23 protein-coding genes are annotated in these 22,205 nt (G+C 39.8%); 12 read left to right on the top strand and 11 right to left on the bottom strand.

Going from position 1 to position 22,205, the window contains the following annotated elements; all coding sequences use genetic code 11:
* Positions 1 to 18: 18 nt before the first annotated feature.
* Complete coding sequence (locus PL11201_RS21285; protein WP_079680853.1) at positions 19 to 2,289, bottom strand: RelA/SpoT family protein; 2,271 nt, start codon at positions 2,287 to 2,289, stop codon at positions 19 to 21.
* A 336-nt stretch (positions 2,290 to 2,625) separates the two neighbouring features.
* Between PL11201_RS21285 and patD the strand changes: the two genes are divergently transcribed.
* Complete coding sequence (gene patD / locus PL11201_RS21280) at positions 2,626 to 3,003, top strand: heterocyst frequency control protein PatD (protein WP_079680852.1); 378 nt, start codon at positions 2,626 to 2,628, stop codon at positions 3,001 to 3,003.
* A gap of 4 nt (positions 3,004 to 3,007) precedes the next feature.
* On the top strand, positions 3,008 to 3,490 hold the full coding sequence (locus PL11201_RS21275; protein ID WP_079680851.1) for a GNAT family N-acetyltransferase: 483 nt from the start codon (positions 3,008 to 3,010) through the stop codon (positions 3,488 to 3,490).
* 56 nt (positions 3,491 to 3,546) lie between these two features.
* Here the strand turns inward: PL11201_RS21275 and PL11201_RS21270 are convergent, their stop codons facing one another.
* A complete protein-coding gene (locus tag PL11201_RS21270; protein WP_079680850.1) occupies positions 3,547 to 3,972 on the bottom strand; it encodes a hypothetical protein in 426 nt (141 codons plus the stop codon).
* A gap of 249 nt (positions 3,973 to 4,221) precedes the next feature.
* Between PL11201_RS21270 and PL11201_RS21265 the strand changes: the two genes are divergently transcribed.
* From PL11201_RS21265 to PL11201_RS21230, 8 genes are all read left to right on the top strand, one after another.
* Entirely contained in the window at positions 4,222 to 9,783 is a 5,562-nt protein-coding gene (locus PL11201_RS21265; protein WP_079680849.1) for a PAS domain S-box protein, read from the top strand.
* The gene (locus PL11201_RS21260; RefSeq protein WP_079680848.1) at positions 9,780 to 10,160 is read left to right on the top strand and encodes a response regulator; all 381 of its coding nucleotides are present in this window, start codon (positions 9,780 to 9,782) and stop codon (positions 10,158 to 10,160) included. Before PL11201_RS21265 ends, PL11201_RS21260 begins: the two co-directional genes overlap by 4 nt.
* A gap of 208 nt (positions 10,161 to 10,368) precedes the next feature.
* On the top strand, positions 10,369 to 10,884 hold the full coding sequence (locus tag PL11201_RS21255; RefSeq protein ID WP_144017845.1) for a hypothetical protein: 516 nt from the start codon (positions 10,369 to 10,371) through the stop codon (positions 10,882 to 10,884).
* A gap of 101 nt (positions 10,885 to 10,985) precedes the next feature.
* On the top strand, positions 10,986 to 11,231 hold the full coding sequence (locus PL11201_RS21250) for a hypothetical protein (protein ID WP_079680846.1): 246 nt from the start codon (positions 10,986 to 10,988) through the stop codon (positions 11,229 to 11,231).
* A gap of 8 nt (positions 11,232 to 11,239) precedes the next feature.
* Positions 11,240 to 13,069: a putative bifunctional diguanylate cyclase/phosphodiesterase gene (locus PL11201_RS21245; RefSeq protein ID WP_079680845.1), complete on the top strand. Its 1,830-nt coding sequence runs from the start codon at positions 11,240 to 11,242 to the stop codon at positions 13,067 to 13,069.
* Positions 13,070 to 13,203: 134 nt separating this feature from the next.
* Complete coding sequence (locus PL11201_RS21240) at positions 13,204 to 13,719, top strand: hypothetical protein (RefSeq protein ID WP_079680844.1); 516 nt, start codon at positions 13,204 to 13,206, stop codon at positions 13,717 to 13,719.
* A 73-nt stretch (positions 13,720 to 13,792) separates the two neighbouring features.
* Complete coding sequence (locus tag PL11201_RS21235; protein WP_079680843.1) at positions 13,793 to 14,209, top strand: element excision factor XisH family protein; 417 nt, start codon at positions 13,793 to 13,795, stop codon at positions 14,207 to 14,209.
* Entirely contained in the window at positions 14,197 to 14,532 is a 336-nt protein-coding gene (locus tag PL11201_RS21230) for a XisI protein (protein ID WP_079680842.1), read from the top strand. Before PL11201_RS21235 ends, PL11201_RS21230 begins: the two co-directional genes overlap by 13 nt.
* 97 nt (positions 14,533 to 14,629) lie before the next feature.
* On the opposite strand, the gene PL11201_RS21225 is transcribed toward PL11201_RS21230, so the two are convergent.
* Positions 14,630 to 15,103: a type IV pilin-like G/H family protein gene (locus PL11201_RS21225; protein WP_079680841.1), complete on the bottom strand. Its 474-nt coding sequence runs from the start codon at positions 15,101 to 15,103 to the stop codon at positions 14,630 to 14,632.
* A gap of 135 nt (positions 15,104 to 15,238) precedes the next feature.
* Here PL11201_RS21225 and PL11201_RS21220 point away from each other — a divergent pair, with 135 nt between their 5' ends.
* Entirely contained in the window at positions 15,239 to 16,015 is a 777-nt protein-coding gene (locus tag PL11201_RS21220; RefSeq protein ID WP_200816829.1) for a hypothetical protein, read from the top strand.
* A gap of 30 nt (positions 16,016 to 16,045) precedes the next feature.
* Here PL11201_RS21220 and PL11201_RS21215 read toward each other — a convergent pair whose 3' ends face one another.
* The 4 genes from PL11201_RS21215 to PL11201_RS21200 form a co-directional block, all read right to left on the bottom strand.
* Entirely contained in the window at positions 16,046 to 16,501 is a 456-nt protein-coding gene (locus PL11201_RS21215) for a 6-carboxytetrahydropterin synthase (protein ID WP_234996792.1), read from the bottom strand.
* A gap of 74 nt (positions 16,502 to 16,575) precedes the next feature.
* Positions 16,576 to 17,190 carry a 7-carboxy-7-deazaguanine synthase QueE gene (locus PL11201_RS21210; protein ID WP_079680839.1) on the bottom strand — a complete coding sequence of 205 codons (615 nt, stop codon included), beginning with the start codon at positions 17,188 to 17,190 and terminating at the stop codon, positions 16,576 to 16,578.
* A 15-nt stretch (positions 17,191 to 17,205) separates the two neighbouring features.
* A complete protein-coding gene (locus PL11201_RS21205; RefSeq protein ID WP_079680838.1) occupies positions 17,206 to 17,583 on the bottom strand; it encodes a translation initiation factor in 378 nt (125 codons plus the stop codon).
* 123 nt (positions 17,584 to 17,706) lie between these two features.
* Positions 17,707 to 18,438 carry a DUF3120 domain-containing protein gene (locus PL11201_RS21200; protein WP_144017844.1) on the bottom strand — a complete coding sequence of 244 codons (732 nt, stop codon included), beginning with the start codon at positions 18,436 to 18,438 and terminating at the stop codon, positions 17,707 to 17,709.
* 285 nt (positions 18,439 to 18,723) lie between these two features.
* Between PL11201_RS21200 and PL11201_RS21195 the strand changes: the two genes are divergently transcribed.
* The gene (locus PL11201_RS21195) at positions 18,724 to 19,476 is read left to right on the top strand and encodes a phycobilisome rod-core linker polypeptide (RefSeq protein ID WP_079680836.1); all 753 of its coding nucleotides are present in this window, start codon (positions 18,724 to 18,726) and stop codon (positions 19,474 to 19,476) included.
* Between the two features lie 143 nt (positions 19,477 to 19,619).
* Here the strand turns inward: PL11201_RS21195 and PL11201_RS21190 are convergent, their stop codons facing one another.
* The 4 genes from PL11201_RS21190 to def all read right to left on the bottom strand — a co-directional run bounded on the left by PL11201_RS21190 (position 19,620) and on the right by def (position 22,101).
* Positions 19,620 to 20,216, bottom strand: a complete 597-nt coding sequence (locus PL11201_RS21190) for a TerD family protein (RefSeq protein WP_079680835.1) — start codon at positions 20,214 to 20,216, stop codon at positions 19,620 to 19,622.
* A 21-nt stretch (positions 20,217 to 20,237) separates the two neighbouring features.
* Complete coding sequence (locus tag PL11201_RS21185; protein WP_079680834.1) at positions 20,238 to 20,807, bottom strand: TerD family protein; 570 nt, start codon at positions 20,805 to 20,807, stop codon at positions 20,238 to 20,240.
* 55 nt (positions 20,808 to 20,862) lie between these two features.
* Complete coding sequence (locus PL11201_RS21180) at positions 20,863 to 21,432, bottom strand: TerD family protein (RefSeq protein ID WP_079680833.1); 570 nt, start codon at positions 21,430 to 21,432, stop codon at positions 20,863 to 20,865.
* Positions 21,433 to 21,567: 135 nt separating this feature from the next.
* On the bottom strand, positions 21,568 to 22,101 hold the full coding sequence (def, locus tag PL11201_RS21175; protein ID WP_079680832.1) for a peptide deformylase: 534 nt from the start codon (positions 22,099 to 22,101) through the stop codon (positions 21,568 to 21,570).
* Between the last annotated feature and the right edge of the window lie 104 nt (positions 22,102 to 22,205).

Genomic DNA, 22,205 nt, shown 5'->3' with positions numbered 1-22,205 from the left:
TAATCACCAGTTTTCGACTTATTTACTATTAATCCGACGCAAGGTTAATACATCGCTGATATTTTTGATTTGGGCACAAGTGCGTTCAAACTGTTCGCGATCGCAAATTTCAATTCCCAACTCAATTAACGCCGGAGCATCGGGAAATGTCTTAACTTGGGCGCTACAAACATTAATATTATTATCTTTCAAACGAGATAAAATATCATTCAAAACCCCCACTCGATCCAAGACTTCAATACAAATATTCACCCCGTATGTTTGAGGACGTCCGCCCTGTTGATAGTTCGGATTCCAACTCAAAGGAACGAATCTTTCTCCCTCCACTGTTAAGGTATTAGAACACCCTTGTTGATGAATGGAAATCCCTTTTGTGCGGGTGACAACCCCAATAATCGGTTCCCCTGGAATCGGATTACAACATCCAGCCATATGATAGAGTAATCCTTCAACTCCCATAATCGGAGAATTACTGGGGGAAGAAGACGGAAGTTGAGAATAGGAAGGTAGGTGAGGAACCTGTAAAGAAGTAGTAGTCAGTTCTTGGGAAACCGTTTGAATTTGACTCTGGGATTTCACCACATCCCGCAGACGATTCACTACTAAATTTAAGGTGATTTCCCCATAACCTAATGCTGCTAATAAATCATCAACATTATGATAGTTACAGCGCTTAGAAACCGAAAGCATGGGTTCAGATTTGAGCAGGGATTCAAAGCCATTTTTCCCCATTTCTTTTTCTAACAATTCCCGTCCTCGGTCAATATTTTCATCCCGGTGCGATCGCTTATACCACTGACGAATCCGGTTTTTAGCCGTATTAGTTTTAACGAAATTCAACCAATCTAAACTGGGACGAATATTTTTCTGGGTTAATATTTCCACAATATCGCCATTTTTCAGGGGAGTATCTAAGGTAACAATTCGCTCATTGACTTTTGCTCCTTTACAATGATTCCCGACTTCACTATGAATCCGATAGGCAAAATCAACCGGGGTCGCCCCGTGAGTTAAGGCAATTACATCTCCTTCTGGGGTAAAGACATAAACATCGTCAAACTCTAAGTTACTTTTAACGCTTTCTAGGTATTCTGTAGCATCTTTTAAATCACTTTGCCACTCTAATAATTGGCGTAACCAAGTAAACTTATCATCCATGCCAGTGACTTCACCCATATTGGAATTGCCTTTTTCTTTATATTTCCAATGGGCGGCAATCCCATATTCAGCAATATGGTGCATTTCTACGGTGCGAATTTGGATTTCAACGGATCTTCCCGTATTGCCAATTACCCCCGTATGTAAGGACTGATAGCGATTGGGTTTAGGCAATCCGATATAATCTTTAAAACGACCTGGAATCGGGCGAAAAGCATCATGAACAATTGCCAACGTCCGATAACATTCTTCGTTAGTTTCCACAATAACTCGGAGGGCAGCGATATCATAAATTTCATGGAACTGTTTCTGTCTTTGGTTCATTTTTTTATAAATGCCATACAGATGTTTAGGACGTCCACTGACTTCATAACATTTAATTCCCGCTTTCTCTAGTCTTTCTCGTAAAACGTGAGCAAGTTGGGCTAATTTTTCTTCCCGAAATGCTCGGCGATCGAAGACTAATTCCTTAATATCTTTGTAGGCTTCGGGTTCTAAATATTTAAAAGCTAAATCTTCTAATTCCCATTTCAAGCGACCGATCCCTAAACGGTTAGCCAGGGGGGCAAAAATTTCTCGGGTTTCTAAGGCAATGCTGCGCTGTTTATGTTCGGGTAAAAAGTCCAAAGTTCGCATATTATGGAGTCGGTCAGCGAGTTTAACTACAATCACCCGAATATCTTTCGCCATAGCTAAAAACATCCGTCGGAAATTTTCCGCTTGACGTTCTGTGGTATTAGAAAAATTAAATTTGGACAGTTTGGTGACGCCTTCAACTAAATGGCGAACTTCTGCCCCAAAATGCTGTTCTAGTTCTTCTGGGGTGACTTCGGTATCTTCAATAATGTCATGGAGAAAACCGGCTGCCACCATCGCCGAATCCCCCCCTAAATAGCGCAATAAACCCGCTACGGCAATCGGATGATTAATATAGGGTTCTCCCGATTTGCGATACTGTCCTTGGTGCAATTGATAAGCAAATTGAAATGCCCGCACAATTAAATCGCTGTTTGTCGAAACAGATGTATCGGATTTTACTAAATCGCCAGATATCTCCATACATTGATGCAACCAATCGGGGATGCTACAATCATAGGAAAAGTCTTTTTTAGCAAGGGTTTGAATATTCATGATAGTTACACCTAAAGGGTAATAATACTGATAAAATTATCAGATAACTAAAAATTATGTGCTTTTTAATACCCGTACAAGGAACAAAAAGCCCCAAGCAGTGAAAGGCTGAAGTTTCACGGAATTGAATTGCACTTGATAGAAGAATAACACCTCTTAAGGTAAGCTTAATCTACCTCTTAATCCATTTTTACAGCAGAGGCTTAACCGCCAATCTCCCTGAACATCAGGATTTGGTCTATGGGGTAGCGGATCGGATTTAGCTGAAAAGGGGCAAAAACACAGATCACAATACTTATCTATTATTTAAGAATTGTAGACAAGTTTCTTCATAATATGTTGTCAAAATCTGCTTGTAAGGCGATCGCGCAGTTCCAAAATAGCTTAAAACAGCTTGATCTCAAGGTGATTTTAGTTCCAGTTGATCCCATCGGTTTAAAACAAAGTTTTCAGCAGCTAAAAGCCACCTTTGAAACCGAAATTATGGGGATCAGCCAGGGTGATTTTGATCCCGCCGTTGAGTCTCTAATTCAATCCTATTTAACCGAAACCCATAAACAGATGCGACTTTTGGAAATGGATATGAAATTTCTGCAAGCCGCCCGTCAAAGTGCCACCTTTAACAGTCGTCTTATCCCCCTTCAAAACCGCCTTAATACTTTATTAAGTTATTCTGAGGATATTTTGAAGTTAGGGAACATCACAGATCTTTAATAGCATGAACACTCAATATCACAATTTTTTCATTCGAGATTGGCTACCGCAAGATCGTCAGGAAGTGGTGGATTTAATTGCTTCTGTTTTAACCGAATATGGTTTAGGGTCAGAACCCCATGGCGCGGATATAGATGTTTATGAAGTGGAGAAATATTATCAACAGACTGGGGGAGAATTTTGGGTCATAGAACAGGATCAACAATTAATCGGAACGGCGGGATTTTATCCCATTAAACGAGGAAATCGGGCGGCAGAAATTAGAAAAATGTATTTATTACCCCCAGCCCGAGGAAAGGGATTAGGAAAGTTTCTATTATTCCAATTAGAACAAACCATTAAACAAAAAGGGTTTAAGGAAATTTGGATTGAAACCGCATCGGTTTTAAAAGAAGCGGTACAACTCTATGAACATTCTGGCTATGAACCGACAACCGGAGTCGAAACCCAACGTTGTGATTTGGTTTATAGAAAGATTGTTAGTTGATAATTCCCATGACCTATTTCCTAGTATTAATAAAAGATGGAGTCCTGAAGGACTCACTACGGGTTAGGATTAAATAGTTGGAAGATTTGCCGACAAAATAGTTTTAATTTTTCCGCCGATTCGGGTTCAGGTTCAGTTTGACCCACAAAATTCCAATTTTCAATGGTAGAGACTTTCCACTGTTGTCCTTGATGGTCATATCCAGCGGCTTCGACACCGATCACCCGACGGGTTTGATCAATCGGATCATGATAAAACCGAATTTCAATTAAAATGCAGCGACTTTGCAATAACCGACTTCGACCAGGGAAATGGAACCCAATATCAATAGAATCAGGATCAACCAATTCCCGTGTCTCTGGGTCATTTGTCCAGGGTTTAAGATCGACCCGGGCATCGGGAAATTGAGTTTTAAATAAAGTCACAACCGATGCAATTTTGCTGGCAACCACCACGTTATTCGCCTGTTCAGCAGCATTCACAAACCTATTCTCCTGAAAAACAACCGTCTGAGTACCTTGAATTAACTTAGATTAACTATCTTAACGTCGAATTTAAGCATTTAGACTGATAACAGATAACTGATTTGGGCAATGGAGGAGGAAAAAAGTTCGGTTTGACTATCAGTTTATCGAAAATTTGAGTTTAAAATCCCATAGAATTTGATATAATTAGCGAAATAGATTATTCTAAAAGTCTCTATAAAATTTAATATTAATTTAACTTTTACCATGACGACTTCAGAAATTTGTTCTTCCTTTCCGAATAGGGGATACCAGGTGATCCAGTCCCCAACCTGGGATGCACGATGGCAGATTGATCAATTTTTGGGAGTGATTCATGATCTGATCCTAATCATTGATTGTGAACAGCAACAAATTCATGTTTTACCTACGGAAGCTGCCCCTAATTTATCTTCAGAATTAAATGTATTTAATCTAGTTTTACAGGAGTTACAAAATCCACAGGACTCCTCAGAATTTCTCTCTCTTATTCAACAGGTGATCAAGACTCAAGTAGCCCAAAATATTATTTATAAATGTTATCATTATCAGAATGATTATCAGATTTTAGTTGAGATTTATCCCCTATCAACAACAGAAGTTATCGCTGTAATTAAAGATCTGAGTCAATGTTCAACGGTGCAAGCAGTTCTGCAAAAAGTATCCGAAAAAAACTATTCCCCAACCCTAACTCCCACCCCAACTATACAGGTAACTAAAGAATGCTTAAAAAAACAAATTGAAGAACGACAACGGATTGAAACCCAACTTCAAACTCGCAAAGCCGAACTAGAAAAATTAATGGATAATGCGGGGGATTGTATTGTTCGGCTAGATCAAAAATTACGCCATCTTTTTGTTAACCGTCGCACCGCTGTACTGCTTCGAATTCCTCAAGAAAAATTTATTGGAAAAACGAATCGGGAATTAGGAGTTTCTGATCCGGTTGCTCAAGAATGGGAGCAAAATTGTCAACAGGTATTAGATACGGGACAGCCTCAACAATTTGAGTTTGACTTTGAAACCGCCGAAGGACTGCGATCTTTTCAGACTTTAATTGTGCCGGAAATTCAACAGGGGGGACAGGTTAAAACCCTCTTAGCAACTACAAGGGATATTACCCAACAAAAACGCACCTTTGCAGAAACTCAAAAACAAAATCAATTTTTAAACCTATTAACCGAAGTCACCTCAAAAATCAGGCAATCTTTAGAACTGGATTTAATTTTAAAAACCACCGTTGAGGAGGTACATAAAGTTTTAAATGTTGATCGAGTGATCATGTTAAAATTAGATTTTCACAGGGGAGGAACTGTAGTTCAAGAAGCGGTTATGCCCCAATGGTCATCCCTATTATCCCAGAGAATTTATATCCCGGAATTAACCCCCTACCTGTGCGATGCTACCGTACCTGATAGGGTGATTAGTTTTAGCGATATAAGTCAAGAAAATTTGGAAAGTTGCTATTTACAATTAATGGAATATTTCCAAGTTAAAGCTAGTTTAATTGTTCCGATTTGGTTAGAAAAAAAAGAAATTGATTCGATTATTACCCCACCAGGAAATCCAGAATTAACCGATCATTTCCCCGACCCCAAACCGAAATTATGGGGATTTTTGATAGCCCATCAATGTGCAGAACCGCGACAATGGAAAACCCTTGAAACTAACTTTTTAAAACAACTGGCTGATCAAGTCGGAATTGCTTTAAAACAGGCTCAGTTAATTGCCGAATTAGAACAGACTCATCAATGCTTATCCTGTCATTTTGATAATTCTCCCTTGGTTGTAATTGAATGGGATCAGCAACTCAAAATTAAACGCTGGTCATCCCAAGCTGAACGGATCTTTGGTTGGACATCGGCGGAAGTTTTGGGTCAGAAATGGTCAACCTTTCAAGAAGTTTTTGCCACCGATATCTTAAAAGTGACTCAAGAAATGATTCAACTGATTGATGGCACTAATAATCACCAAATTATTGAAGCTCAAAATCGCACAAAAGACGGCAGAGTGATTGATTGTGAATGGTATAATTCCGTGGTGCGAGATGAAGACGGGAATTTAGTTTCCCTCCTGTCCTTAGCGCAAAATGTCAGCGATCGCAAACAAGCCGAACAAGAATTAGTCAAAAGCGAAGAACGATTCCGAACCATTTTTGAACAAGCCGCCGTCGGGTTTGCCCTGATTGATTTCTCGGGAGAACTCCTGCGAGTCAATCAACGCTATTGTGAGATTACAGGCTATGCCGAAAAAGACTTAATCGGTCAAACTATTCATAATTTTATTCATTATCTCAATTCCGAAGGAATGGAGTGGTTAGAACAAATTCAAGATCAAGATTTACTCGAAACATTTTCCATCGAAAAACAGTATATTCGCCCCAATGGTCAACGTAATTGGGTGCAAATTTTCGTGTCTACCCTAGATCAATTATGGCAAGGAAAAAAATATATTTTATTAGCCTTAGAAGATATTCAAGAACGCAAACAAACCGAAGAAGCCCTGCGAAAAAGTGAAGAACGATGGCAACTGGCTTTACGGGGAAATAACGACGGCATTTGGGATTGGAATATTCAAACGGAGGAGGTATTTTTCTCACCCAGATGGCGGGAAATGTTGGGGTATCAGGAACAGGAAGTCTGTGACCATTTAACCCAATGGAATAAACGAGTCCATCCCGATGATTTACCTTGGGTGATGAAAGCCATTCGAGAACATTTAGATCAAAAAACACCTTTTTATATTACGGAGCATCGAGTTCAATGCAAAGATGGCAGTTATAAATGGATTTTAGATCGAGGTCAAGCCCTATGGGATGATCAGGGAAATTTAGTGCGGATGGTGGGATCTTATACTGATATTAGCGATCGCAAACGCGCCGAAGAAGAATTACACCGGGTTAACCGAGCTTTAAGAACCATTAGCGACTGTAATCAAGCCTTAGTCAGAGCCACCACAGAAACCGAATTACTCCATGATGTTTGTCAGATTTTAATTAATGTTGGGGGCTACCATTTTGCCTGGGTTGGTTATACCCAATATACCTCAGACAAACAAATTATTCCCATTGCTAAAGCCGGATTTGAAGCGGGCTATTTAGATAATTTGACCGTGACTTGGGATGACAGTCAATGGGGTCAAGGGCCTTCGGGAACGGCCGTTAGAACTGGGCAAACCTGTGTTTTTCAAAACTTTGAAGCCAATGGCGATTATGCCCCTTGGAAACAACAAGCTCAAAAACGGGGTTATACCTCCTCCATTGCCCTGCCTTTAATCATGGCGACCGACTCTCACAACCAACATTTACAACCGAAATTGAACGGAGAGATTTCATTGATTCCCTTTGGGGTACTGAATTTATATTCCACTCAAGCCAATGCCTTTGATTCAGCCGAAGTGAAATTACTCAAAGAATTAGTGGATGATATTGTCTATGGAATTATGGCGTTAAAAATTCGAGCGTCCCATGCAGAAACCGAGAAAAAATTCCGCCAACTGGCTGAAAATATTGATGATGTTTTTTGGATTACTAATGCCCTGGGCAATCAATTTATTTATGTGAGTCCCGCCTATGAACAAATTTGGAATCGAAATATTAATGCCCTCTATCAGAATTTCCAGACTTTTATTCATACCATTCATCCCCAGGATCAAAATCGGGTTTTATGCGCCAGGCAAAATCCCGAGGGTCGGGGATTTGATTTAGAATATCGCATCCTGCGTCCCGATGGCTCCTGTCGTTGGATTTGGGATCGGGGATTTCCGATTTTGAATGAAACCGGACAATTAGATCGTCGGGGGGGAATTGCTAAAGATATTACCCATCGCAAACAAACCGAACAATTATTACAACAAAATAATGAAGAATTAGAATTACGAGTCGCTCAACGTACAGCCGAATTAGAAACCGCCAATGAGCGCTTACAATTTGAACTAATGCAGCGACATCGGACTGAGTTTAAATTGCGAAAAAGTGAGGAACAATATCGCACCTTAGTCAAGAATTTTCCCGATGGAGCGGTGTTTTTAGTGGATCTGGATTTGCGTTATACCATTGCCGATGGCATGGGCTTAGTCCTCAAGGGTTTATCTCGAAAAATGTTAGAAGGAAAAACCATTTGGCAAGTCCTACCGACCGCTTTATTAAAGATTGTTGAACCCCTATATCGGTCGGCTTTAGAGGGGGAAATGACGATTTCCGAAGTGGAATATGAGGGACACATTTATTATCATCAAGCCTTACCCGTTCGCAATCAACAGGGAGAAATTTTAGCAGGAATGGTGGTGATGCAAGATATTACTCAACGCAAACAAGCTGAAGCCGAACGAGATAAACTGATTTCGATTATTGAAGCGACTCCCGACTTTATTTCCTCGGCAAAACCCGGGGGAGAAGTGGTTTATTATAACCAGTCGGCTCGGCGAATTTTAGGATTAGATCGAGAGGGAAAAATCAGCGATCAACATATTCCTAAAAACCATCCCCAATGGGCGGTTGAAATTATTGAAAATCAAGGATTTCCTACGGCAATTCGAGAGGGATCTTGGATCGGTGAAACTGCACTAACCAGCTATGATGGGCGGGAAATTCCCCTATCTCAATTGATTATTGCCCATAAAAATCAGGAAGGACAGGTGTATCTTTTCTCCACCATGGCTCGGGATATTACTGAACAAAAACAAAGTCAAGCGAATTTGCTCGAAGCTGAAAGACGGTGGCGGAGTTTATTAGAAAATGTCCGGTTATTAGTGGTCGGATTAGATCGAAATGGGAAAGTTGAATATGTCAATCCCTTTTTATTGGAAGTCATGGGCTATACCCAAACGGAAGTTTTAGGAAAAAATTGGTTATCAGATTTTCAAGAAAATTCGGCTCAAAGGCTGAGTGCCTCAGACTTTGCAGAACTATTAGAATATGATTTTAAACCCTATAGTCAACAGTTGATTGAAACCAAATTGGGAGAGGAAAAAATTATTAGTTGGAATCATACGCTGTTAAAAGATTTACAAGGAAATGCGATCGGGATGATGAGTATTGGAGAGGATATCACCGAAAGATATGCCATTGAAAGAATGAAAGATGAATTTATTTCCGTGGTTAGTCATGAATTGAGAACCCCCTTAACTTCCATTCATGGCGGGTTAAATCTGTTATCGACGGGATTAATTGATCCCCAGTCCGAACGGGGAGTCCATGTGATGAAAATTGCCGCCGAAAGTGCCGAACGTTTAGTTAGATTGGTGAATGATATTTTAGAGTTAGAACGCTTAGAATCGGGAAAAATTTGTCTGAATAAACAAGTTGTGAATTCGGCAGATTTACTGTTGCGAGCTACGGAACAAATGCAGGTTATGGCTAGTCGAAGCGGGATTAATTTAGAGATTTTTAGTCAAGGTTTACAATTCTATGCCGATCCTGATCGGGTGTTACAAGTATTAACTAATTTATTAAGTAACGCGATCAAATTTTCCGAATCAGGGGATAATATTAGGTTAAGTGTCAAGACGGAACCTCCAGAAAATCCTGCGGAAGAACCCAAGATTTTGTTTGAAATTCAAGATCAAGGTCGGGGGATTCCTCCTGATAAAATTGAACGCATTTTTGAGCGTTTTCATCAAGTTGATGCCTCAGACTCTCGCAAAAAAGGCGGAACCGGATTGGGTTTAGCCATTTGTCGTTCGATTGTCGAACAACATGGTGGGCAGATCTGGGTACGGAGTAAAGTGGATCAGGGCAGTTGTTTTTACTTCACCCTACCGATGGCAATACCAACCGAAGTGGAATCATGACAACAAAACGAATTCTGATTATTGATGATGATGATGGGGTGCGGGAGATTATCCAAATTTGCCTGGAAGTTGCTGGGGGTTGGGAAGTCATCACCGCTTGCTGTGGGAGTGATGGATTGGTTTTAGCCCAGAAAGCCCAACCGGATGCCATTCTCTTGGATGTGATGATGCCCGATATGGATGGGGCCACCACCTTTAAGCATTTACAAGCTAATCCCGAAACCCAGCATATTCCCACAATTTTGTTAACTGCTAAGGCAAAAATGAGTGAAAAACAGCAATTTATTCAGTTGGGAGTAACGGGGGTGATTACTAAACCTTTTGAAGCCATGGATTTAGTGGATCAAATTCGCACTCTGCTGCAATGGACGGATTGAAGCGTAACAAATTATTGCAAAATCAGTATGAGAATTTTTTCCTCACAAAATCTTCACACTTATTGGCTACAGTTCAACTATAGGCAATTGCTTTTTTTAGGTTGAACTGTGTTCCATGTATTTAACCCCTAAAAGTCTAACTTCGGTTGAAAACACCCAGACTTCGATTGATCCCTTTCCCGAATCGTTCAAAAGTAAGTGTCCCATCGTGACGTTTTCGACTGGTTCATCTTTAAATCGGCCTTTTTACAGCCTTAGCCGTTTGGCACAGGAAAATGTGATTAACTCATCGGATCAAGGAAGGGAAAATCAGGGTGAGATAGATCAATCCTATGTGGAATTGGCTATTGATGTTCTTCGCGCTCAAAACCAGGAATATATCCAAGCATTGAAGGATTTTTTAACAGTTTTGCCCAATCCCGGCTGGGTTGAATTGGTTTTAATCAAGGCGATTTATCAACTTGCCGAAATTGATCACGAGGCTGGCCGTTGGGTTTTGCATCATTCTGCCTATTTGATGCCGGAGTTGGACATCAATAATTATGCGGTGCAATGGGTTTGTTTTAAACTCCAATCTCAGGGGTTTATTTTCGATCAGGATTTTTGGTTTGTAGCCCCTTTGCAACTCGGACTCACGAAAAATGCTGAACTGGAATTATGGCAGGATATTTCTCTGGGCGATCGCTTAATTCTCGAAGAAATCTTTAAGATTCATGACCCCTAAGTCGCATTTTTGATCAGGGTTTAAATCCAGTTCTAACCTTGATTTTTTTGAGTTTGTTTTAATTTTTATTATTTCCCATTTTGGTTTTGAGGAGGTTAATTATGTCTAATGTGATTTGTCCCTGCTGTTCATCTACGCTTCTGCGACATATTCGCCACACAGGAGTTTATTGGTATTGTAGTCGTTGCCATGAAGAAATGCCTGATTTGTCCCTAAGCTCTGCAAAACCAGAGAAACAAAAACAGACCGCTCCATTATCTTCGGTGAAAGAATCCCCAAATTTTAAGTTTAATTACATTCATTGGATCAATCAAAAAAATTTGTTAAAAGTTGCTAATTCAGCCTGATTTATACAATGGTGGATTTGGTAAAACAGTTTTTCCAGTTAATTCGGGTTCTGATATTCAGGACTCTGAACCAAACTCAAGCTGAAATCAAGGTACTTTTGGCTCCCTTGTTTGTAAATCGAGATCTACAGGAAGCTCTGCAACGCTCTTATAAAGAATTATCCGATTTTAAGTTCGCCCTCGATCAATCCTCTATTGTAGCGATTACTGATGCCCAAGGGAAAATTACCTATGTTAACCCCAAGTTATGTGATATTTCTAAATATTCTCGGGAAGAATTAATCGGCCGAGATCATAGAATTGTTAATTCAGGATATCACTCCAAACACTTTTTTACCGTTCTCTGGTCAACGGTTCAGTCTGGCAAAATTTGGCGGGGAGAAGTTCGGAATCAAGCCAAAGATGGCACCTACTATTGGGTTGATACCACCATTGTTCCTTTTTTAGATGAAAAGAATAAACCCTATCAATATATTGTGATTCGTAATGACATTACGGAGCGGAAAAAAGCCGAATTTCAACTGTTATATGATGTTTTTCATGATCGACTAACGGGATTAGCCAATCGTAGCTTTTTGATTAGTGAAATCGATAAATCCATTGAACAGGTGCAAAAATATCATCAGGATTTATTTGCTGTATTATGTTTAGATTTAGATCGGTTTAAAGTAGTAAATGATAGTTTAGGGCGTCATGCAGGAGACCAATTATTAATTGCCTTTGCCCATCTGATTCAATCCTTAGTTTCCCATCCTAATATTGTCGCTCGTTTAGGGGGGGATGAATTTGCAATTTTACTCAAATCCATTGAATCTCCCCTAGAAGCGATTGATCTGGCCAAACAGATTAATCATATCCTATCCAATCCTTTTGAAATTGGCGGACATCAAGTCTTTAAAACCAGTAGTATTGGGATTGTTTTAGGCACAACCCATTATCATCAATCGGAAAATATCCTCAGAGATGCCGATATTGCCATGCACGAAGCCAAGGAAAAAGGCAAGGGATGTTTAGAAATTTTTGACAAAAAAATTCATGATCAAGCCCTAATCAAAATGCAGTTAGAAATTGAACTGCGTCAGGCAATTATTAAACAGGAATTTGCCGTTTTTTACCAGCCAATTGTTAACTTAAAAACCGGAAAAATCAAAGGATTTGAAGCCCTTGTGCGTTGGCTACACCCCCAACAGGGGATGATTTCTCCGGCGGATTTTATCCCCCTAGCCGAAGCCACCGGATTAATTGTTCCCATCGGAAATTGGGTATTAAAACAAGCCTGTCAACAACTGCAAGAATGGCAAACCCTAAAAACCCTGAAAAATTTAGTTCACCCCTTAACTATAAATGTTAACTTTTCAGCCAAACAATTTGATTTATCTAATGTTATTGAAATTGTAGAAAACATTTTAAACACTACCCAGATTTCCCCAGGTGATCTCAAAATTGAGTTGACCGAAAGTGTTTTAATTGATAACAGTAAAACCCTAGAGATTATTGCTCAACTCAAATCCTATCATATTGGCTTGAGTATAGATGATTTTGGGACGGGATATTCCTCCCTCAGCTATTTACATCGCTTCCCCTTAGATACCCTAAAAATCGATCAATCTTTTATTAGAAATATGGGACAAAAGGGTCGAGAAACCGAAATTGTTTTAGCAATTATTAGTTTAGCTCATAACTTAGGAATGGATGTGGTTGCCGAAGGAGTTGAAACCCAAGAACAGTTAGATCAACTGCGACAATTTAATTGTGAATATGGACAGGGTTATTTATTCTCTAAACCCCTAAGTGCCGAGGCTACTGAAGCCCTATTACACTCTAATCCCCAATGGTAATCCAATCTTCAACTGATATTTCCCTTGTCCATCGAAAGTTTCATGACAGATCAAGTAAAATTTGTTAAAATTCCCATGTTAATGGAATCAATTCCAAAACACAAAAGTTGATTAAATTTTAATTAGGAGAAAAAATGGCTGATAACAGACTTCGTAACTTTTTAATTGGTGCCGGAATTGCCACTGCGGGTGCTATTGGAACTAAAGTCGCCGTCGATTATTTCAAAAATCGAGGCAAAGAGGAGGTTGTAGATCAAAGCAAAGGAGATGCGATCGCCGCTTCTCCAGAACAAGTTAGTTATGCTGTGGTTCAACCCAGTGAAGTCCAGACCTTTTTAGATAAAAGTTTTGGCGAAGTGGGCCGTTATGTCCCCATCCGAGAACCCAAAGTTTTTGATTATCAAAATCAACAATATATGGTGATTTGGGCTGAAGATAATAAAAACAAGAAAAATCAAATGATGGCCTTCCAATATACGGACGCCGGCCGGAAAATGATTGCTAGTGTCGGATATACTTCTGCCAAAACCGATTATAACCTTCCTGGCCTGGGTAGTACACCCTTTGCGGTAGAAGTCAATGGTCAAAAATTAACCTCCGGTCAAGGAGAAACAGGCGGCAGTAACGATGTTGATTTTGTTCTAGCCTAAACCCCCGTAGAGACGTGCCACGGCGCGTCTCTCTTTGCTTTTCCTAATTTGATTTAAAATTAATTGAATGTGTATGGCGCGAGATAAATTCCACTATGCTGTTAGACGAGGATTGGAAAAACAGGATTGGAAAATTACTCATGATCCATTGCGTTTAGAATTTGGAGCAGATGACCGTTTAGAAATTGATCTAGGAGCGCAAGAAATGCTGGGAGCGCAACGGACTGGAGAAAAAATTGCAGTAGAAATCAAAAGCTTTTTGAGTGATTCGGCAATGTTGGATTTTCATTTAGCCTTGGGTCAATTTTTGAATTATCGTTTAGCATTGGAAGAAATTGAACCTGATCGAGTTCTTTATCTGGCAATTCCTTTAACAGCTTATGAATCTTTTTTATATCGAGATTTGCCCAGGTTAGCAATTCAAAAATATCAAGTCAAACTAATTGTTTATGAACCCCAAGCGGAGGTTATTTTACAATGGATAAATTAGCTCAATATCGCCAAATTATTCAGGAATTATTATTAGAATATGCAGCAGGGAATCCCTTGGGTGGGGAAATTGAATCCCAGACCGTTTTTGATCAGCAAACAGACCGATATTTGTTAGTTGATTTAGGTTGGAAGGGGCAACGGAGAATTTATAGTTGTTTGATTCATTTAGAAATTCGAGGGGAAAAAATCTGGATTCAGCGCAATCAAACTGACTGTTCCTTAACGGATGAATTGTTAGCCAAGGGTGTATTAAAAGAGGATATTGTCTTAGGACTCCAGCCCACTGAGTTACGAAAATATACGGGTTTGGGTGTGATTTAAAGATTTCTGAGAATAGGATAAAATAGCAACCATATTTCCACCCTGCCCAGTACAATGAACGAACAACGCCTACTCGCCTAAGCTGGGTAGCAGCTTACTACCTGACTGGACTCGAACCCGCAGGACATTTTAACCCTTCTCCGGGTACGGGAGTTGGGGACAAAGCCGGGGGTTCGGTGGAAGGTTGATCGGTTTTGCAAATATTAGCGATCGCCATTACACCCCCTGCGGTATGGCTCACCGTCACGACTCCAGCATAACTAGGGAGTCCGTCTTGTTTGGCCGCCGCCGTCATCAACACGGTTTCCGCATATTGACCTTCGGTATTCACGCTGTAGCGATATTCTCCGGTGTCTAAATTCGCATTCAAAGATAACCCTTGAATAGAGTTGGCAAACTGACCATTAGCTTGATAATAAGCCTGTTGTCCGGTGGTCATCGTTTGCATGACAAATTGTGCTTTATCGCTTTCATTCACTTGGGGTAAGGACAAATTCAGGGAACAACTCGTTAACAGGACAGGAGCAACGAGGAGAACTCCCGAAAGCCATTTTCTTAAAGACTTATCCATATTTCCCTTAACCTGTAATCACCGTATATAATGTTTGTTATCTATATCTACAGGGTAAAACTAGAGGATTCCTGAAATTCAACTCGACTTGGAATTGACCTGAATATGCCTCATACAATTGATCCCCATAATTTTATGAATAACATTGTTTTGCTGTTAACTGCAACAATTGATATTAAGGGAATGCCAAAGGCCTATCCTTCTGACCCAGAAACCCGTCAAGAGGATTATTTTCATACCTTGAAATATTATATTAATCATCATCCTAAAATTCAAAAAATTTTATTCGTTGAAAATTCAGGATGGTCTTTAGCAAGAGTCCAAGAGGCAACCTTAGAAAACCCTTATAATAAGGACGTTGAATTTATTTCTATCAATAGTAATACCTTCCCTCGTTCCTATGGCAAAGGATATGGAGAAATTTCTTTAATTGATCAAGGATTTAAACAGTCTGAATTAATTCAAAAAGCTAATTGTGTTGCCAAAATCACCGGACGAATTAAGCTATTAAATTTAACAGAAATTCTTGAAAGTGTATCTGGTTCTTACGACTGTCTATATGATATCAAAGATCAAGGATGGGTCATCAAAAAATATCTATTTCAAGAAACAACAGCCTCTCCTTATGTTGACACTCGATTTTTAGTCTTTAAAAAAGAATTTTATTTAAAATATTTTCAACCTTTACTTTACAATCATCAAGATGGATGTTTTTATATGGAGCGAAAAATTTATCAAGGAATTCAAGCAGCAAAATTAGATCAGAAGTTGATAGAACGTTTCCCAATAGAACCTGAATTTTATGGCATTGCAGGTCATTTTCAGGGAAAAGATTATAATAGTCCCATAGAAAAAGTAAAGTTCAATATTCGGTTTCTGGGTCGTAAAGTTGCTCCTTGGATTCACTTGTAGTAATTTTTACGGATCATAACTTGGGTGAAGTTAGGGTTTATAAACTTCTAAAGTGGTAACTCGGTTGGGAGTTTCTGACACACTCACCCGCAGAATTTGGATATGATTATCAATGGGAATTCGAGAAAAATATAAACACATTTCCTCCGTAGTTCCATGGGGACATAGGGGATGATCATTAACAATTTCGGGTAACTGTTTTGCCCAAACTTGTAATTGGTTTTCCATTTCCACCATGTCTAACCCATACAAATCTTCTGGATTTCTAATGGCTTGCAATTCCAAGCTAATTTCAAAATTGTGAAAATGGCAATCTTGCCAAATCGGCGGATTAAAATGTTGACGGTGTAAAGTGGTTTTAATGGTATAATTAAAGGTTAAGGATTCTCGATAAACTTGTTCATTCACCCCCACAATATTCCGGTAGGGAATCGTTTTTTTTTCTAGCCATTCTTGGGGATAATGGGAACGAAATTCTGGTTTCATAGTTATAATAGGGAATTACGAATTACGAATGGGTAAATAAATAGGATTTTAGACCTGAACAAAATAATTTTAAATTAAGGAACTTGTAACCATTTATGAATTTGCACCGATAACCGATAGTGAGGAAATTTTTTTAATAATTCTAAAACTAAAGGTAAAGTGCGATCGCGTTGGTTCCATTCCGGTTGTAGAAAGACGGGAATTTGACTATTAAGCTCTAAATATTCAGCATAAAACTCTAATTCCGATCCGGTTTCAATCACCAGTTTAATCTCGTTTGCTCGTTTCCACATTAACGGAACTACAGGATAATTGGGACTAACATGATGTTTTGGACTTAAAGTGACCCAAACAGAATTAGGAATATCTTGCCAAAAGGAACCCGATGTTTCAACAGCAACGGTTCTCCCTATCGCTTCAATAGTTTGAATTAACCGGGGAAGTTGAGCATATATCAACGGTTCTCCTCCAGATATTACCACCCTTGGCGATCGCAATTCTGCAATTAACGAATCAAAAGATCTAACTTCGCGGGGTAAACTCATTCCCCCATCTCCATAACCCGTATCACACCAAGGACAACGAACCGGACAACCTGCTAACCGAATAAAATCTACGGGAGTTCCGACCCAATATCCTTCTCCTTGAATCGTCGATTGAAAAGTTTCATGAACTGGAATTTCAAGCATCAAAACGTTAACAATTTATCCCCCACTAATTTTAGCTTTATATCCTAATTTTATCAAGGTTTCCATCACTTTCGGACGATGATCCCCTTGAATTTCAATCGTATTTTCTTTAACCGTTCCCCCCGCCCCACACTGGGATTTCAACTGTTTAACTAACAATTCCAAAGTTTCCGGTTTAACTTGAAATCCACTAACTACGGTTACAGTTTTTCCCTTGCGTCCTGAACGAGTTGCTTGGACTTTCAAATTATGTTGATTGGGGGGGATCTCAGGAACAGAAACAGGAGAACGTTCTAAAGCCGCTGAATTTGATCCCGTCCCAAACTCAGAATAAACCACACGGTTTCCCCCGGAGTTAACCTGATGCTCAGAATCACGTTTTGATGTAGCCATAAACCGAATCAAGAATTATATTTTAAGGTAAAAAAACCATCTTTACAAATATCAAAAGCCCCTGATTATAGCACATTTAGAACAGATTTGTATTCTTTGTGTCTTTGTATCTTTGTGTTTAAATTAGGCTAAACAAGCCGCCACCAAAAATAAACTATCCACCAAAATCGTACTTAATACCGCTCCCCCAAAGGCCCACCAATGTTGTTCCTTCGATTGTAACGGAAAAACACCAACTCCAAATAAAAATAGGGCAAATCCGACGGCCCAACTAATTCCCCAGGGGGTAGTAACCATTTGCAGGGCGTTTTGAAAAATGGGTAGGGCTAGGGCGGGTTCAACGTGCATCAGTTGACGCCAACTGGGAATTAATCCGGTGATATAAAAATATCCGTCCGTAACCGCCGTTCCAAATAGGGAACCCAAATAAAACCAGTTTCCGACTTTTCCCCAGCCTCGATATAAACACCATAGGGCAAAGGGGACACCTATAGCTTCTACGGGTAAATGTAATAGGGGTTCCCAGCGTAACCAACCCCAATAGATTGCACCCGTAAACCAACTCCAACTAAATCCTAATAATAAGTCCCCCCAAACCCAAGTGGCGGTTTGTCTGATTAATCTCCAACTGATTCCTAGCCACCCCAAGGTGAGAATTACACTAAATTCTGGCCATTGTCGCACCAGGGGGGCTTGGAAAAACACCGGGACAGTCACAAGAAACACCGAGGCTAAAAACACTAGCCCAGTCTGGGAGACCCTAACTTTGGCTAGAACTCTCTGAAGCAATCGAGAGGTGGGATGAATCGGTTGAGTGGTAGTCAAAATAGAACCTATTAGTATGTTGAGCAAGATCTTTAAGATTTATTAAGTAGATTATCATAATTTAATATATCTTGACAATTATCCCCCCCTAGGGGATTGTCAAGTTTCATTTTAGCACAATGGGGATCGGGTGTCCGGTGTCAAAAAATGTTACATATTGTTGCATCGGTTCAGAAAAATGCCAGATGAGTTGCCGTAATCCCCTAATCTGTACTATAGCCAAGCCTGTGGCTCTAAAGCTCTGAGCGATCAGGGCAACACTCGACCACAAGATAAAAAATAAAGTTGACCTTCAAAATTAAGGAGATATTTAAGGTGGCGCTTCCTTTATTAAGCTATGGCCCTACCAGCCGCAATGTTCGCGTGGCTGGCTTTGAAGTAGCGGGTGATGAACAACCCAGAGTATTTACGGCTGAAAACCTGCCTTCGGCTTCTGAGTGGGATGACATCATTTGGGCTGCTTATCGCCAGATTTACAGTGAACATCAAATTCTCAAAAGCAGCCGTCAAACTCTCTTAGAGTCTCAGCTGAAGTTTGGTCAAATTAACGTCCGGGATTTTATTCGGGGTTTAGTAATTTCCGATCCTTTCCTGCGTCGCAACTACCAAACCAATAGTAACTACCGTTTCGTCGAGTTGGTTGTCCAGCGCGTCTTGGGACGGGATGTTTACAGTGAGCGTGAGAAGATCGCATGGTCGATTGTGGTTGCTAACAAAGGCCCTAAAGGGTTTATTGATGAGTTACTCGATAGCGATGAATACCTGGATAACTTCGGGTATGACACGGTTCCCTACCAACGTCGTCGGGTACTACTTCAACGTAATCAAGGGGAAGTTCCTTTTAACCTGAAAACCCCTCGTTACAACGAGTACCACCGGAACCAACTGGGCTTCCCTCAACTGGTTTGGCAAAATGCGGTTCGTCGTTTTGTTCCCCAAGAAAAACAACTCAAAGCCGGCGATCCCGCACAGTTCCTGGGTTTAGTTACTCCTAACGTTAGCCCTGTGACTCGCGTTGCTTTAGGTGATATCAATATTGAAACCATGGTTCCCTACCGCAAACCTTAAGGTAAACCGATTTTCAACACAAACATTATTAAAATAGTGTTGAAAATTCATCGGTTCTGGGGGCGGAGAATTTGGATAAAAGGTGATGAGAATATCATCATTTAATATCTGAATCCTTCGCCCCTAATTATTGAGAATATTGATTACACAAACGAACGAATAACCCCGTTTAAATTACTTTTTAAGGGTGTTCCTAATGCTTTAAATTTCCATTGTCCGTTTTCTTGAGAAAGTTCTCCTAATAACATAGAAGTTTGTCCAGAGTAAGCGGGTTCACTGGAAAGACTGTAACGAGCAATTTCTTTACCCTTAGCATCTATGGCTCTAACAAAGGCATTTTTAACCATCTCGAAGTTTTGTTGGCGGTCTTCAGCGTGGTATATATTTACCCCTAAAATAATTTGTTGATAGGTTTGAGGCAGGGTTTTGAAATCAATAATAATTCGTTCATCATCTCCCGATCCTTCTCCGGTGAGGTTGTCTCCTGAATGAATGACAGTATTATTTTTTGTGGCTAAATGTCCGAAATAAACGACATCTTCTTGCTGATTTCTTAATTTTCCTCGCTCATCTAATAATAGGGCAAATCCATCTAAATCAAAATCGGTAGATCCGCTAAATATTCCGCCAAATAGTCCTTTTTTAGATACATCCCATCCCAAGCCCATGACCATTTTTGATAGGTCATATTCGCTTTTATCGAGAATAATGCTTTGGCCTTTTTTTAAGTTAATCGCCATGGTTAGAATCCTCAAAATAAATTAAACGTATTTATCCACAAAGCTTTGTAAACCCGCATTATAACCCTGTCCGACGGCTTGAAATCTCCACTCGCCATTTTTGAGATATAATCTGCCAAATTCCACGGCGGTTTCTCGGGAAAAATCTTCTTCTAAATCATATTTTATGACTTCGGTTTGAGTGTCGTCATCATAAATTCTAATATAAGAATTTTTCACCTGACCGAAGTTTTGCCGCCGTTGGTCAGCATCGTGAATAGTAACCACAAAAATTAATTCTTGAAGGTCGGGATTGATTTTTGCTAAATCGACAACGATGGTTTCATCATCCCCGCTTCCTTCTCCGGTGCGACTATCTCCTAAATGTTTGACGGATTGATCAGGAGAGATTAAGTTATTATAAAATACGAAATATTCATCAATGGGGATTTTACCATCTTCTGCTAACATAAACACAGAAGCATCTAAATCAAAGGCTTTTCCGGTATCACTAGCATTGACATCCCATCCTAAACCAATGGAGGCTCGTTTTAACCCTGGAGCTTCTTTCGATAAACTGATCCTTTCGCCTTTTTTGATATTAATTGACATGGTTAATTAATTCCTGCAATTATGAACAAAAAACTAGGTTTTGAGTTTAATCTTTTTAGGTATACTTTTGAACAAAGGCTTCTAAACCTGAATTATAACCTTGTCCAACGGCTTGAAATCGCCATTCACCATCTTTGCGATAGAGGCGACCGATTTCGATGGCGGTTTCCCTGGAAAAATCCTCCTCTAAATCATAGCGAGTGATCTCGATGTCGGTTTCATTGTTATAAATTCTGATATAGGAATTGCGAACTTGTCCAAAATTTTGTCTTCTGTTTTCGGCTTCGTAAACAGTGACAATAAAGACAATTTCTTGAATATTAGGATCAACGGTATTTAACTCAACAAAAACAGTTTCATCATCTCCGCCTCCTTCTCCGGTGCGGTCGTCTCCTAGGGATTCTACAGAACCATCGGGAGATTTTAAGTTATTATAAAATACGAAATATTGTTCGTTAGGAACTTTACCATTACTCCCGATCATGAATACCGATACATCTAAGTCAAAAGCAGCCCCAGTATCAGAAGTGTTAGTATCCCATCCTAATCCCACTCCAGCTTTTTTCAGACCGGGTGCTTCTTTAGATAGGCTAACTCGTTCACCTTTACTTAAATTAATAGTCATGGCGTTAATTAATTTCCCTAAAATTGACTTCTAAATATTCTACAATGATCCAGGTAACTATTCCGCAAAATCAAGATCGCCGATTTTGATGGATTTCACGGATTAAAACAAATCTAATCTGTGAAATCAGCGAAATCAGTGAAAATCAGCGATACGTTTTTGATATTCGGTTTCGGTAACTAAATCCCCGGTACTTTCAACCCGATCTACAAATACAATTCCGTTCAGATGATCAAGTTCATGTTGAAAAATTCGAGCGACAAAATCTGTTAATTGTTGATAGCATAATTCTCCTTCTCGGTTGGTATATTCAATTTCTATGACTTGATAACGAGGAACTAATCCCCTAATTCCAGGGACACTCAAACAGCCTTCCCAGTCTTTAATTGTTTTGTGAGAATGGTTAATAATTTTAGGGTTAATCATGGCCGTGGGTTCCATCAAAGGTGCGTTAGGATAGCGCAATGTGGGACGGGAAGCAATAATAAATAAGCGATCGCTGATTCCCACTTGAGGCGCGGCAATGCCCACGCCATTCGCTTGAGATGCGGTAATAATTAAATTATCAATTAAGGTTTGAATTCGCTCCTCCCTAATATTATTGACCGGATTAGCATAATGTCGTAAAACTGGATTGCCCAATTCAGAAATCGCTAAAATTTCACTCATAAACCTCTTTCCCTTCAACACTAAACAACTTACTTACCTACCTCCCCCTCTTCCCGCTACTTCCCCCTACTCCTCCTACCTCCCCTGCTCCCCCTACCTCCCCT

The organism is Planktothrix sp. PCC 11201 (genome assembly GCF_900009135.1).
Lineage (GTDB): Bacteria > Cyanobacteriota > Cyanobacteriia > Cyanobacteriales > Microcoleaceae > Planktothrix.
The sequence above is the reverse complement of the archived record's forward strand: the minus strand, read 5'-3'. Positions and strand labels throughout refer to the sequence as shown.

Coding starts and splice junctions, on each gene's coding strand:
- PL11201_RS21285 (WP_079680853.1), bottom strand. CDS start 2,289: ATGAATATTCAAACCCTTGCTAAAAAAGACTTTTCCTATGATTGTAGC.
- patD (WP_079680852.1), top strand. CDS start 2,626: ATGTTGTCAAAATCTGCTTGTAAGGCGATCGCGCAGTTCCAAAATAGC.
- PL11201_RS21275 (WP_079680851.1), top strand. CDS start 3,008: ATGAACACTCAATATCACAATTTTTTCATTCGAGATTGGCTACCGCAA.
- PL11201_RS21265 (WP_079680849.1), top strand. CDS start 4,222: ATGACGACTTCAGAAATTTGTTCTTCCTTTCCGAATAGGGGATACCAG.
- PL11201_RS21260 (WP_079680848.1), top strand. CDS start 9,780: ATGACAACAAAACGAATTCTGATTATTGATGATGATGATGGGGTGCGG.
- PL11201_RS21250 (WP_079680846.1), top strand. CDS start 10,986: ATGTCTAATGTGATTTGTCCCTGCTGTTCATCTACGCTTCTGCGACAT.
- PL11201_RS21245 (WP_079680845.1), top strand. CDS start 11,240: ATGGTGGATTTGGTAAAACAGTTTTTCCAGTTAATTCGGGTTCTGATA.
- PL11201_RS21240 (WP_079680844.1), top strand. CDS start 13,204: ATGGCTGATAACAGACTTCGTAACTTTTTAATTGGTGCCGGAATTGCC.
- PL11201_RS21235 (WP_079680843.1), top strand. CDS start 13,793: ATGGCGCGAGATAAATTCCACTATGCTGTTAGACGAGGATTGGAAAAA.
- PL11201_RS21230 (WP_079680842.1), top strand. CDS start 14,197: ATGGATAAATTAGCTCAATATCGCCAAATTATTCAGGAATTATTATTA.
- PL11201_RS21225 (WP_079680841.1), bottom strand. CDS start 15,103: ATGGATAAGTCTTTAAGAAAATGGCTTTCGGGAGTTCTCCTCGTTGCT.
- PL11201_RS21220 (WP_200816829.1), top strand. CDS start 15,239: ATGAATAACATTGTTTTGCTGTTAACTGCAACAATTGATATTAAGGGA.
- PL11201_RS21215 (WP_234996792.1), bottom strand. CDS start 16,501: ATGAAACCAGAATTTCGTTCCCATTATCCCCAAGAATGGCTAGAAAAA.
- PL11201_RS21210 (WP_079680839.1), bottom strand. CDS start 17,190: ATGCTTGAAATTCCAGTTCATGAAACTTTTCAATCGACGATTCAAGGA.
- PL11201_RS21205 (WP_079680838.1), bottom strand. CDS start 17,583: ATGGCTACATCAAAACGTGATTCTGAGCATCAGGTTAACTCCGGGGGA.
- PL11201_RS21190 (WP_079680835.1), bottom strand. CDS start 20,216: ATGGCGATTAACTTAAAAAAAGGCCAAAGCATTATTCTCGATAAAAGC.
- PL11201_RS21185 (WP_079680834.1), bottom strand. CDS start 20,807: ATGTCAATTAATATCAAAAAAGGCGAAAGGATCAGTTTATCGAAAGAA.
- PL11201_RS21180 (WP_079680833.1), bottom strand. CDS start 21,432: ATGACTATTAATTTAAGTAAAGGTGAACGAGTTAGCCTATCTAAAGAA.
- def (WP_079680832.1), bottom strand. CDS start 22,101: ATGAGTGAAATTTTAGCGATTTCTGAATTGGGCAATCCAGTTTTACGA.